Below are 12,833 nucleotides of genomic sequence, written 5' to 3'. Positions count from 1 at the left end.
CTATTTATCGTTTAGGAGCAGAAAGTGAAAATGGACGGTCGGTTTCGGCTATGCCACGTTGTTGGTTCGGCTGATTGCCCATTTCAAATTTGAGATGGCCACCGTTTTCCAGGTCGCCGTACGTGATGTAGTTCTTCGTGTGTGCCTTCCCGTTCAAAGTTGCGGATTGGATGTATACATTCTCTTTATTGTTACCAACGGCCTCGATGATGAACTTTTTTCCATTTTCCATGGTGATGGTGACTTTTGGAAAAACCGGACTGCCCAGCACGTATTGATCGGTACCCGGACAAACACTGTAAATACCCAGCGCGCTCAGTACATACCAGGAAGACATACCGCCCTGGTCTTCATCTCCCGGAAATCCTTTTTCGGAACTGTTGTACAGTTTTTCCATTACCTGCCGTACATGGTATTGTGTTTTCCAGGGTTGTCCGGCATAGCTGTAGAGATAGATCATATGCTGGATAGGCTGATTGCCATGCGCGTATTGGCCCATTCCGGCCAGCACCATTTCTTTCATTTCATGGATCATGGTTCCGTAAGTGCCGTATTTCACGGTATTTGGAACAGTGAAAACGGAATCGATCTTGCTGGTGAATCTTTTATCGCCTCCTGTGAGATTGATGAGTCCCTGCACATCGTGGAATACAGACCAGTTGTAATGCCAGGCATTACCTTCCGTATATGGGCCTCCCCATACATATGGGTCGAAATCCGGTTTCCAGCTGCCGTCATTCCTGCGGCCACGCATGAAACCGATGGTGGAATCGAATACGTTCCGGTAATTGTACATCACTCTGCCGAAAATCCCTTCATAGAATTTATTGCCTGTCATCCGCGCCAGTTGCCAGGCGCAGAAATCATCGTAAGCATATTCCAGTGTTTGCGCAGTGGAGCCTTCAGATTCGGGATAAGGAACGAAACCCAGTTGCCAGTACTCTTTCCAGCCTGCCCTTCCATTGGCGCCGCCCCAGGGTCCCTTATTCATGGCCTCGTGTGCATAGGCTTTCAACGCTGAATCCGGATTGAAACTGCGGATGCCTTTCACCCATGCATCGGTGAGCAGTGAAATGGAATGATTACCTACCATACCACCGGTTTCGCCGGGGAACGACCAGCTGGGTAACCAGCCACATTGCTTTTGTGCATCCAGCAAAGCCTGCATATAACGGCCCTGCATAGCCGGATGAAGGATATTGGTCAGCGGGAACTGTGAACGGAATGTATCCCAGAACCCGTTATCGGTGTACATATAACCTGTATGTACTTTGGCATCGTATGGGCTCCAGTAGTACGGGTTTCCATTTTTATCGTATTCGAAGAACTGGCGGCTGAAAAGATTGGCGCGAAATAAACAACTGTAAAATGTTGCTTTCTGTTCTTCGGTCCCCCCTTCCACCAGTACACGCCCCAGCAGTTTGTTCCAGACCACAGCCGCATTGGTTTTGGTTTGCTCCAGCGATTTATGTGCACCCAGTTCCCGCTCCCAGGTAACCTGAGCCTGTTCAGGACTGATATATGAACTGGCTACACGCGCCTGCACTTTCACGCCCTTCCTGAACTTGATATATGCGCCTTTTCCATCGCCTTCGGCATCCGATGCACCTGGCTGGATGCTATTGTTCCTGTTTTCCCATGTTCCCCAGGCTTCGAAGGGCTGATCAAATACGATCACGAAATAGTTCTTAAAGGATTCCGGCGCAAAACGCTGGTTGTTCACATAGCCGATGATCTTTCGCTCAGCGGGAATGATAGTGACCCTGCTTTGTTTGGTGTAACCATCCAGCACTATGTATGCATCCTTTCTTTTTGGAAAACTGAAACGCAGGTGCGCACCTCTTTCCGTAGGCGATATTTCAGTGCTGATGCCGTTATCGAATTTCACTTTGTAGTAATGCGGCTTCGCTGATTCATTGGCGTGAGAAAAGACTGCAGCGCGCTTGTTCTGGTCCACTACCAGTTCCCCGACCTCCGGCATGAGCGAGAACACACCATAATCGCTTACCCAGGGACTGCATTGATGAGCCTGTTGAAATCCGCGGATGGAATTCATGGAATACTGGTATTTCCATCCTTCCCCGTTCTTCCCGGTCTGCGCGGCCCAGGTATGCATTCCGTATGGCAATGCTGTTGTGGGATAGGTGTTGCCCCAGCTCAGTTCAAATTTAGAATCTGTACCCTGTAAGGTATTTACATATTGTACCAGTTCCTGCTGCGCAAAGGCAGTATTGGCAAAGCAACTGGTCAGTAAGCAATAGCAGAGCTTCCGGATATAACCTGATCTATTCATACGAATATATGTCACATCAAAAGGGCTACACCGCTATAGGATGATTGAAGGTAACTGTGCGGGATGTTTGCTATTTACACTGTTTACTGCCGGAGATATAATATTGATTGACGCCTTTTCCGGCGCTGATCTCGCTGCCATTGATGAGTGCAAGCATGTCCAGGATCTCTTCCAAAGTGGTGGAAGGAGTAAAACTGGCGGTGATGGAACAATTGCCGATACTGGCATCGCGGAAGATGAGCTCTGCACGGAATTTCCTTTCGAGGCGTTTGGCCACATCGCTGAATTTCATATCGCGGAAAATTAATTGTCCGCTGGTCCAGGCCATCATATCATGTGCCGCGGTGCTGTCTTTGCTGAAGCTGCCATCGGCCCGGCAAACGATGCGTTGATCGGGCAATAACTGGCTTAATATTTTATCAGCATTACGCACTGCTACTTTTCCACTTTTCACGATAACGGTAATCCTGGAGGAGGAATCGTAAGCGTCGATATTGAAAGCGGTGCCCAGCACCTGCGTGGTGATATCACCGGTATGCACTTCGAATGGTTTTGCTTGTTGTTGCGCCACATCGAAATAAGCTTCTCCCTTCAACCATATTTCCCGTTTGCCATTGGAGAAAGCTGTATCGTAACGGATGGAAGAACCGGCGTTCAGCCAAACTTTGGAACCATCAGGCAGGCGGCTCTCACGCACATCGGTGTTCGTTTCCACTTCCTTCCAGACAGCCACCAGCCCTGGCGCAGCAGACCTGCTATTGAAAAAGTAAAAACCTCCCAATCCCAGCAGGGCCACCACTGCGGCGGCTATCCACCATTTGCGGTTATTGCGGCGCGGCACTTCGTATATGGGGGCCGCTGACTGCACTTCGCCTGATTGGATCTTTTGCTCGATGGAGCGGAACAATTGTGAACCTACCGCAGATTTTTCCTGCGTATCCATTCCTTCAGTAAGACCAGGCACCTCATCCTGCGCAGCATACCATTGATCGAGCTCCTGTTGTTCCAACAGGGTTGCCTGGCCACTGAGTACCTTATCGATCAACTTCTGTAATCTTTCTTGTTCCATGCAGGATGATGATTTTCGGTTCCACTACAAAAATATCTGAAGCAGTCTACTTGAGCAAAGGGTTTTTCTGCACCTCGCTCAGGGGAATGGGCAACAGGAGGTCCTTTTCTGAAAATGGACGCACGTGATTCGGCGCCTGGTAACCGATCAGGTCCACTATCTGCCCGGTTTCAGTGTTGAGCGCCTTGCGGGTCCGCAACATATCGTACCAGGTCTGCCATTCAAAGCACAATTCCCAAAAACGTTCTTTGAGCACATCGCTGACCCGGAGCTGTGCTGGTTTTGCACTGCCGGGAAAAGCGCGCTGGTGCACCTGGTGCCAGGCATCGATCGCAAAGGCATTGCCTGTAATTCCCCCATCCAGGCTGGCCCTTGCCTCGGCGCAGATCAATAACAGGTCTGCATAGCGCAGGTAAGAAAAATTTTGTCCTGTTTTCCCGATCTGCTCCGCCTGCTCATCCCAGTATTTGAAGATCAGCGGCACTGGCAACGGGATAATATTGGAAGGATTGTTGAACTCAGGATATTCAGTAAAAAAGAAAACCTGCTCACCTTTACGCTGGTCGGCGGCATCGAAGGATTGATAAAATTCCTGGCGGGGCGCCAGCGCTCCTCCGTAGGCAGGTTGAATGGTGATCGGCAGATCAGGGAAAGGCATCAGCGCAAAATGCATCAAATTGCCGGCAGTTGCCAGATCACGCTGCAACATAAAAATATGTTCGCGTATATTCTTCAGCGAATTTTTCCGGAGGTCCGCGTAATTGTCAAACAAAGAGAACTCCTGACTGCTGATCACTTCCCTTGCTTTATCAAATGCCAGTTGATAATAAGTATTTCCTTTTCTCAGCGGATAACCGGCCATAGTGATGTACACTTTTGCCAGCAGGGATTTCACAGCGCCCAGCGATACACGTCCTGATGCATCGGTCCAGGACAATCCTGATTGCTCCGCCATTTTCAGATCAGCCACGATCTGATCATAGATCTCCTCCTGCTTCGCTTTGGGAATATGTACATTGGTAAAATCCGTAGTGGGCGTTGTTTTCAAGGGAATGTCACCAAAGAGCCGTACTCCCATGAAATAATACCAGGCGCGGAGAAAATATATTTCGCCGAGGAATTTCTTTTTTGCTGCTTCTGTAAGGAAGGTGGTCCGTGACAAATTTCCGATTACACTATTACAGTTTTCTACGGGATAATACACGGCCTTCCACCAGTTTTCAAGATAACCGTTTGCCGGATCGATGGGATCCAGGCGGAGGAACTGGTTATCGGCATTACCTCCCGGCCGCAGGCGAAAACTGTAACCAGTAAGGTATTCCAGCAGGAAAGACGGGCTCACAGCAACTCCGATATCCGTTGTGAAAATATCATCCAACCCTGTATAGGCGCCATTCACAGCCGCCTGTACCTGTTCTTCCGTGGTATAATATTTATCCGGACTAATGAACCCGGCAGGATCTTCCTCCAGGAATTTGCTGCATCCAACGCTCAATAGCATAGTCACACCAATCAATATTTTAACGGATTGCTTCATATACTTTCCATTAAAAAGTTACCTGCAACATCAGGGATATGGTTTTAGGTTTTGGATACTGGTACACATCCACTCCCTGGTTGAGATCGCTGTCGAAGGAAGTGGTTTCAGGATCAAAGCCTTTGTATTTCGTGAACAGGAAATAGTTTTCCGCATTGATGCCGATGGTACATTTTTCCATTTTTAATCGTTTCAACAAAACAGATGGCAGTTCATATTGAACAGCAATATTCCTCACCCGCACAAAACTCCCATCTTCGATGTAATAGTTGTCCATTTCGTTCTCACCTCCATCGGACTGGAGCCTGAGCTGTGCCAGGTTTGTCTGTTGCTTCCCAGGCGTCCAGGCGCCGAGGATGCTGGAATAACTGTTCACGCTGGAGGTATGGCTTTCCATGATGAAGCGTGTAAAATTGGCCAGCTTATGCCCGATCATACTACTTACGTCAACGAACACACTAAACTGACTACTACTGAAAGTATTGGTGAAATCGATCTGGTAGCGCGGCAATTTGCTGCCAAGCGGCATACGGTCGCCTGCATCCTTAGATTTGTTCCCGTTAAGGTCAAGCCATTTCACATCTCCCGGCTTTCTTCCGAACACGGCGGCTTCTGCGGCTTCGGCAGTGCTCCAGGTACCGGTTCGATAGTATCCGAAATATTGATCGGTGGGTTGCCCTTCCATGATGCGCCCTGCCCAGTTGTAAATGATATCTCCGTTGAGTTGAAGTACTTTGGAACGGTTCAGGAAAAAATTGATGCTACTGGTCCAGGCAAAGTTGGGGCGGGTAATATTCCTTGTTCGGATACTGAGTTCCAGTCCCTGGTTGCGGATAGAACCAATATTATCATAGATGCCACCAAAACCGGTAGTGGCGGGTAATCGTTTTATATACAGCAGATCGGTTGTGCGTCGGCGGTATAATTCGGCTGTGAAAGCGATCCGATCGTTCAGCAGGCTGGCATCGATACCGATATTCAACTGCTGGCCCCGTTCCCATCTCAGATCCTTGTTGCCGGGATTTGACAATACCACAGCAGGCTGCAGTTGCCCTCCGAATACTACCTGTGTAGGATTGAGCCGTGACAAGGTAGCGTAATTACCGATCTCTGCATTACCCGTTACACCCAGGCTGGCCCGCAGTTTCAGGTAACTAACGGTGTTAAGCCAGCGCTGAAAGAATCGTTCACCGGAGATCAGCCAGCTTGTCCATACAGCAGGAAAATAACCGTATTTATTGTTGGAACCAAAGCGGGAAGAGCCATCTGCCCGGAAGGAAGCCCCCGCGAGATACCGGTTATCATAATCGTATTGCACACGGGTGAAAAAAGAATTCATCTGGTTTTGCTGCCTGTCGGACCCCGGTTGCTGCCTTACCGTACCTGCGCCGAGATTATTGTAACTGAAAAAATCGTCGAAGAAATTCTCGGCCCCGGCAAAAGTGGAAGTACCTGCATTGAAGTACCAGCTTGCACCGGCCAGTGCATTCAGCTTATGCTTTCCGATCCGGTCATTGTACATGATATAATCCTCATTTGTCCAGGCGCCGGCATTACCGTTGACCCTTTGTGCAATTCCATTTTCCAGATCAGAAAATCCGAACACATTTTTCCCGGAATAATAATTGTTGTAAGATCCGCCCAGCTGTCCGCTGAAAATGGTGACGAGATCGAATTTCCTATTCAGGTGAATGGTGCCGGTGATATTGCCCATCACATAGGTTTGACCGGTCACTGATTTCACTTCATTCAATAAGCGGATCGGGTTCTCGGAATTTTCTGCACCGGGATAATCGCCTTTACGGCTCCAGGACCCGTCACTGTATTTTACAGGTATGAATGGAAGGTATTCATACATTTCACGGATGGCATTGAAGCCAAGCGCATTGAGATCTACATTGCGGGACTGCAATCCCCCGCCGCTCAGGATGGCCTTGAAATTCAGCCAGGGCTTCACTTCCCAGCCAAGATTGGCAAAGAGGTTGATCTGCTGAAGTGAGCTGTTCAGCATGATGCCTTCCTGTCTTTTGTAGGATACATTCACCAGGCTGGTCATATTGTCTTTACCTCCTGTAAAAGTGAGGGAGCTGTTGGTGGAGAGGGCAATCCTGGTAGCTTCTTTTTGCCAGTTGATATTATAGCGGGGCCTGCCATCGGGATTGAACAATTCACTTTTTCGTGCGAAATCATTGGCGGGATCTTTATGCGGCGCCAGCCTGCCGGGAACATAGGCATATTGTCTTTCTATCATTTCCAATGCGCCTTTTGCATCCAGCAAATCGATCTCGCGTGCGAGTGTTGCTAGGCTGATGCGGTTGGAGAAAATGATATTCGACCTGTTCTTCAAACCTTGTTTGGAGGTCATCAATATTACACCATTGCTGCCCCTCGATCCATAGATAGCGGCGGAGGCTGCATCTTTCAGGATGTCCACAGACTGTATGATATTGGGATCGATGAGCATCGGATCGAGCCCAACAATTCCATCGAGAACAAATAAAGGAGTATTGGATGCATTGATGGAACCGGTGCCCCTGACCCTGATGGAAGGATTGCTGCCTGGTTTCCCTGAATTGAGCAGGATGCTGGCCCCCGCCACTTTTCCGGCCATCGCTTCAACAATATTCATTGAAGCGGCGCGCTCACTGAGTTGTGTAGCCGAAACCGTGGAGATGGCGGTTGATACTTTTTTCCGTTGCAGATTTCCATAACCGATCACGATCACATCGTCCAATGCCTGGCGGCGGTTTGGACTGAGTACGATATGTAAGGGCTGACCAGTGATGGCCACCGTGATCTCATCAAACCCAACCGAGCTGATCTGAAGGCTTCCAGACCTGGCAGCATTGATCACGAAATTCCCCTGCTCATTGGTAACCGTGGCGCGGCGCGAATTTCCGGCCACTATTGTTACGCCTGGTAATGGTTGTGCGGTTGCATCCACCACTCTGCCGCTGACGAGAATATATTTATCTGGAGCCGGAGCGGCAACATCTTCTTTTATCAGCACCAGGATATTGTAGCCACGCTGTTTGAACTCCAGGCCTGCAGGCAGCAGTTCGCGCAGCGCCTGTTCCACACTGATCCGTTTCCGGGTAATGGTAACTTTGTCTGCTGCTTTGAGCTCTGCACTATTATAAACGAAACGGAATTGTGTTTGGGCTTCGATATCCTGCAATACTCTATCCAGCGCCTTATTACGTACAGAGAGATCGATGAACACCTGCTGCAACCGCGGTGCTGCTTCCTGGGCATATGTGATGCTGCACAACAGGCAACCTGTGACCAGGAGGCTCAGGCAAGCCAGTACATATGGGGCAGTCAGTTTATCCTTCATTCTTGCAAGTAGTTTACAACACGGGTACCAACTGCCCAATTTACATCATTTCAATTACTCCCAATTGAACACCCGCACAAAGTATGGACGATACCTGTCTGCACTGCCGGGGTTGTTGAAATTGCTCCAGAAATCAGTGGGATTGATATTGTAGGAGATCACGAGCTCGCCGTAACGGGAGATGGCGTGATGCACTACAGCATTGTAACTGATGAATTCCGGCAATTGATATTGGGCAGGTATCCTGTACAATGTTCTTCCGTTGGTGAAAGGCCCAGTTGGACTGCCGCTCTCCCAAATCCTGATATCGCGGCCGTAGCAAGTTGTTTGTGATACGAGATAATATTTTCCATTTTTCTCAAATACATTGGGCTGCGTGGCATTGTCTTCCAGCAGACTTACAAGATCTTCTGTTGCAGGCTGCGATGTAGTCCAGCCATTCTTTGTATAGAATTCCCATTGACCGGTAATATCGTTGTTGGCGGCCCTGGCCACAAAAACATTGGAAGCGCAGATGCCGAAAGCCTGTGTGGTATACATGTAGGTGTAACCATCATTGCATTTGAACAGGCTGGCATCAAAAGGCAATGCCCCAATATATTTTTGCTGGATGATCTCCTTCTGTTGCATGTCAGGCAACGTGAACACAGCCACATCGGTGGATTGATGTTGCAGTACGCCACCTATCAGGTGCAGTTGCCCCATTACCATCTGTACTTCATTACCCAATACCTGCGCAGGTCCTCCCCAGTACAGTTTTTCATCTCCATTGGTAGCGCCTGGAACAGTAACCCAGGTAACGGCTTTACCATTAGGCCCGGTGGGATTGAGTTGTACATAACTGGTGGGGGCAGTGGACCTGCCGGTCTGAATGAATCCTGCATTGCGCACAAACACATTATCTATTCGCGCCCTGTCTGGTGTCACTTCCCCAAAGAAACTGTCCTGGAACGACCATACCACATTTCCATTGGGAAGCGGAATAGATACGCAACCATCGCCACCATTCCATCCGGAATAGCGGGTGAGGTAGTTATTGTAAACTGTATCATGAAACACCATGAACTGCTCGCCCCATTCCCCGGTATTGGGAATGAGCACCAGGCTGTCGTAGATATTATCGATCACACTGATCTCCACCAGCCATTCCCTGACAGCTCCGTTCTTAGCAGTGACCTTGTAAGTGTATTTATTGTTGTTGGCTGCGAAGTTGATGATCTCTCCGGAAGCAGGCTGGATACTGGCTCCCTCAGAGATCATGATACTGGGAGCGATAGCCGACATATCTGTACCGGTTGGCATGGCCAGCCGCACCCTGCTGGTGTCTACCGCGCGGGTGATCTCTGTTTTTCCCAGTTGACCTTCCACATTGAAGAAAAGGATGGCCTTTTCGAATTCCTGTTTTTCCAGATCGTCTTTTTTGCAACCGGAAAAGATCAGGGCGCATAGGAGAACAGGCATTAGCAATCGCATAGCAGAATGGTTTTAGTCTTTGATACTATTGTATGTCACGGCTGCGAAGCAATGCCGCCATCAGGTAAGGAAATTAAAAATCAAAGCGCACCAGAAGGAATGCGCCGGTTGCGTTACGTATTGAAGTACAAACAATGCAATAAGAATTCAAGGATGATCACTTTTGTTTTCAGGCTGCTTTTATTGGGAATGATTGCCGTAAGACATGGATGCATTCGTGGGGAGCAGTCGCTCGCCTCCCGGCGAGTGAGTTATATTTGTTCGCCTCCGGCGAACACCGCGTCGCCAGAGGCGACTAAAAAAAAGTCACTCGCCAGAGGCGAGCGACTGGCCACACTCCGACTGTACTGTTTTCTATTTTATTGATTTTGCTGTTTTGAGCAGCAGCGCTTTGGTTGCTTTGACCCCTTCTTCCGCAGGTAACCTGCTTCCTTCATATTCGATGCCGATGATCCCCTTAAAGCCGGAATCTTTAATGATCTTCATTATCCGCGGATAATCGGTCTCGATGCAATTCCCTTCAGCATCGAAGTCGAATGTTTTTGCGCTTACTCCTTTGGCATATGGCATCCACATTTCCGTTCCTTTGTATTTATCGTATTCTTCCGCGCATTGGTTGTTTTCATGACGGATACAGAAATTACCGAAGTCAGGCAGAATGCCAACATTCTTCCTGTTCACGCCCTGCATTACTGAAAGGAGCCAATCACCATCTGAAGAATAGCTTCCATGATTTTCCACGATCACGTTAAGACCGGATTGCGCGGCAAACTCGCCCAACCTGCTCAAACCATCGATAGCGGCTTTCTTCACTTCATCGCGGCTTCCTTTGCCATAAGCGTTTACACGGATGGTTTTGCAGCCGAGATAATTGGCAGCATCCACCCACTTGTAATGGTTCCCGATGGCTTTGGCCCGTTCGGCATCATTGGTATTGCCAAGATCGCCTTCTCCATCGATCATGATCAGGTGATTCTTTACATTATTATCCTTGCAACGCTGAAGCAGGGCCGCCAGAAAGGTTTTGTCCGTGGCCTTGTCTTTGAAAAAAGTGTTCACATATTCAACAATTCCGATATCGAAGTTCTTACGGGCCAGTACCGGAAAATCGAGCGCATCGTATTTCTTACTGAAGAACTCTTTATGCAGAGACCATTGCGCCAGCGAGATTTGGAAGAAAGGTTTTGCGGGCAATATATTGGCAAATGACGGCATCACAGCAAAGCCGGCTGCAATGGCAGTGGTATTTTTCAGGAATTGACGACGGGAATTATTCATATGATGATGATTTCAACAATAGAACCAAATGTACTAATAATCAAATGAAGGAGGCTCTTCAGCTATACCCCAGGAATTGTCCGGTTTGCCGGAAAGCGTAAATTCCATGCTACCGCCATTACGGAGCGCTGACCAGGGGACCTCCGTCTGCATAGCCCTCACAGGTAGTTGGACTGGCGATCCGGCTATACGCGTCCGTTATGGCATTGGAATTGATGCCGGAACCTATGATGATGGTGCCGCGGTTTTCTGGTTCTGGGAAATGGAATTGCGCCATTCACCGGCCTGTGGCAATACAGGAAAATTACCCATGTTAGGACATCCTGCGCCACTCAGCTGGTTCACAACAAAACCTTTTTCCGGAGCAAAGAATGTAGGGGTGAACTGCACCATGCCAAATGGATAGGTAGCGCCTGGTACAGTAAACCCGGCTTCAAACTGTAATTCCGTTTCGCTGCCCCCTTTCCCTTGTTCCCGATCAGGGCATTCACTTTCAAAGCATAATCCACTTTCTGAGATAGGGCTTGCTTGTTCCATGTCATTAGCGCAATAAAACCAACCGGCAACAATAATTTAAATCTGAATGTAGAGAACCTCATGATTAACAAGTTTTTGGCGACAACCATATTATGTGTCGCCAACAAGCCCGAACCACTATCCTCTCAACATTTTTTTAACATTTTCAGCTCCTATTGGCAAAGCTTTTGAATAAGACATAACAGACGGGAATAATATTCAGCAACTAAAAAGACAGGATATGAAAAAGAAAGAATTCAGGATCGACTTCAACATGCCTATCAGGGGATCTGAGATTGTTGTTCCGATGACAGCAATTGCCGAATTACATCACTCGGAGCCTTACTACCTTTTAAGATCAATTGAGATCATTCCTGTAAAACAAGACAAGCCCAAAGGCGAAATCTTTATCCGCGAATTAAGGATAAAAGAGATAAAAGGCAATAATGAAAGCATATGGGTCCATTGTGATACAGGACGGGAAAGTGAATTATCCCGCAGCGCAGGATTAGCTATAGAAGCATCAGGAAAAAACCATGCAGATTAATAAAGGAGCTCTCAGGGGCTCCTTTTCAATTACAGGTTAAATGGTTTTATCCATTCATCAGGAGCCAATGATTGTAGCTATATTTGATAACATGAAAGCATTTGCGGCAATATTATTACTGGTTGCCTTTTCCACTACTTCAAATGGACAAACAGTTTCCACACAAACACATGTAGACTTTGGCTATGTAGATTCTTCCTGGACTTACAAAAGCGAAGGGCTCGGTGTGAAATTCCCCATCCCGAAAGGATGGTATTTCATGAACGGGGCCACTAACCCTCCTTCTTATGTGAAAGTAGGTTCCAAACTCGTTCATATCATGGGCTACAACAAACCGATGCGTGTACCCATTTCGGATTTCAACAGGAGCCACAAGAACTCTATCGCTATTCTGTTCGCTTTTTCAAAATTGCCTGATTCAGGAATTGTGATCAGGAAACCGCTCGATTACAATGCCGATAAAACTTTTTCGTTCGGCATCACTACAGCTACAGACACCAGCACTTATGCATTCCTGCGCTATACCTGTCTCAGATGCACAGACGAAAGTTTCAAAGAGATCTATACCGGCGAAGTGAAGATCGGGAACACCGTCTTCGACGGATACATCACGGGCGTTACAGACAAGAAAGGAAATAAGATGGGCCATTTTATCGGCATCAAAAGGATCAGCAATCATTACCTGGTGCTGCAATTCAATTTCCCTGATCCCGAAACATTCGATAGCTATAAAGAATTTCTTAAAGACCTCCAGGTGAAATAAATCCCTATAAAAAAACTCCT

At 47.9% G+C, this 12,833-nt stretch carries 9 protein-coding genes; 2 read left to right on the top strand and 7 right to left on the bottom strand.

The genetic code is table 11. The features are described 5' to 3' along the window. Positions 1–4: 4 nt before the first annotated feature. The 7 genes from D9Y29_RS24210 to D9Y29_RS27100 all read right to left on the bottom strand — a co-directional run bounded on the left by D9Y29_RS24210 (position 5) and on the right by D9Y29_RS27100 (position 11,380). Entirely contained in the window at positions 5–2,293 is a 2,289-nt protein-coding gene (locus tag D9Y29_RS24210) for a GH92 family glycosyl hydrolase (RefSeq protein WP_127132827.1), read from the bottom strand. 70 nt (positions 2,294–2,363) lie between these two features. Beyond that, positions 2,364–3,362: a FecR family protein gene (locus D9Y29_RS24205; RefSeq protein WP_127132826.1), complete on the bottom strand. Its 999-nt coding sequence runs from the start codon at positions 3,360–3,362 to the stop codon at positions 2,364–2,366. 46 nt (positions 3,363–3,408) lie between these two features. Further along, on the bottom strand, positions 3,409–4,899 hold the full coding sequence (locus tag D9Y29_RS24200; protein ID WP_127132825.1) for a RagB/SusD family nutrient uptake outer membrane protein: 1,491 nt from the start codon (positions 4,897–4,899) through the stop codon (positions 3,409–3,411). 10 nt (positions 4,900–4,909) lie between these two features. Beyond that, a complete protein-coding gene (locus tag D9Y29_RS24195; RefSeq protein ID WP_127132824.1) occupies positions 4,910–8,236 on the bottom strand; it encodes a SusC/RagA family TonB-linked outer membrane protein in 3,327 nt (1,108 codons plus the stop codon). Between the two features lie 54 nt (positions 8,237–8,290). After that, positions 8,291–9,709: a DUF5005 domain-containing protein gene (locus tag D9Y29_RS24190; protein WP_127132823.1), complete on the bottom strand. Its 1,419-nt coding sequence runs from the start codon at positions 9,707–9,709 to the stop codon at positions 8,291–8,293. A 354-nt stretch (positions 9,710–10,063) separates the two neighbouring features. Continuing rightward, a complete protein-coding gene (locus tag D9Y29_RS24185; protein ID WP_127132822.1) occupies positions 10,064–10,987 on the bottom strand; it encodes a sugar phosphate isomerase/epimerase family protein in 924 nt (307 codons plus the stop codon). A 225-nt stretch (positions 10,988–11,212) separates the two neighbouring features. Continuing rightward, positions 11,213–11,380, bottom strand: coding sequence for a hypothetical protein (locus D9Y29_RS27100; protein WP_420902519.1), 168 nt, complete (start codon positions 11,378–11,380; stop codon positions 11,213–11,215). A gap of 364 nt (positions 11,381–11,744) precedes the next feature. Between D9Y29_RS27100 and D9Y29_RS24175 the strand changes: the two genes are divergently transcribed. Both D9Y29_RS24175 and D9Y29_RS24170 read left to right on the top strand, forming a co-directional pair. Beyond that, positions 11,745–12,050: a hypothetical protein gene (locus tag D9Y29_RS24175; RefSeq protein ID WP_127132820.1), complete on the top strand. Its 306-nt coding sequence runs from the start codon at positions 11,745–11,747 to the stop codon at positions 12,048–12,050. Positions 12,051–12,141: 91 nt separating this feature from the next. Continuing rightward, positions 12,142–12,813: a hypothetical protein gene (locus D9Y29_RS24170; RefSeq protein WP_127132819.1), complete on the top strand. Its 672-nt coding sequence runs from the start codon at positions 12,142–12,144 to the stop codon at positions 12,811–12,813. The last annotated feature ends 20 nt before the right edge of the window (positions 12,814–12,833 follow it).

Source organism: Pseudoflavitalea rhizosphaerae, assembly GCF_003991355.1.
Taxonomy (GTDB): domain Bacteria; phylum Bacteroidota; class Bacteroidia; order Chitinophagales; family Chitinophagaceae; genus Pseudobacter; species Pseudobacter rhizosphaerae.
Note: the sequence above shows the minus strand (reverse complement) of the source record. Positions and strands in the feature narration are given on the sequence as shown.

Excerpts from the sequence above, each read along its gene's own strand:
- D9Y29_RS24210 (WP_127132827.1), bottom strand. The coding sequence starts at position 2,293 with ATGAATAGATCAGGTTATATCCGGAAGCTCTGCTATTGCTTACTGACC.
- D9Y29_RS24205 (WP_127132826.1), bottom strand. The coding sequence starts at position 3,362 with ATGGAACAAGAAAGATTACAGAAGTTGATCGATAAGGTACTCAGTGGC.
- D9Y29_RS24200 (WP_127132825.1), bottom strand. The coding sequence starts at position 4,899 with ATGAAGCAATCCGTTAAAATATTGATTGGTGTGACTATGCTATTGAGC.
- D9Y29_RS24195 (WP_127132824.1), bottom strand. The coding sequence starts at position 8,236 with ATGAAGGATAAACTGACTGCCCCATATGTACTGGCTTGCCTGAGCCTC.
- D9Y29_RS24190 (WP_127132823.1), bottom strand. The coding sequence starts at position 9,709 with ATGCGATTGCTAATGCCTGTTCTCCTATGCGCCCTGATCTTTTCCGGT.
- D9Y29_RS24185 (WP_127132822.1), bottom strand. The coding sequence starts at position 10,987 with ATGAATAATTCCCGTCGTCAATTCCTGAAAAATACCACTGCCATTGCA.
- D9Y29_RS27100 (WP_420902519.1), bottom strand. The coding sequence starts at position 11,380 with ATGGTGCAGTTCACCCCTACATTCTTTGCTCCGGAAAAAGGTTTTGTT.
- D9Y29_RS24175 (WP_127132820.1), top strand. The coding sequence starts at position 11,745 with ATGAAAAAGAAAGAATTCAGGATCGACTTCAACATGCCTATCAGGGGA.
- D9Y29_RS24170 (WP_127132819.1), top strand. The coding sequence starts at position 12,142 with ATGAAAGCATTTGCGGCAATATTATTACTGGTTGCCTTTTCCACTACT.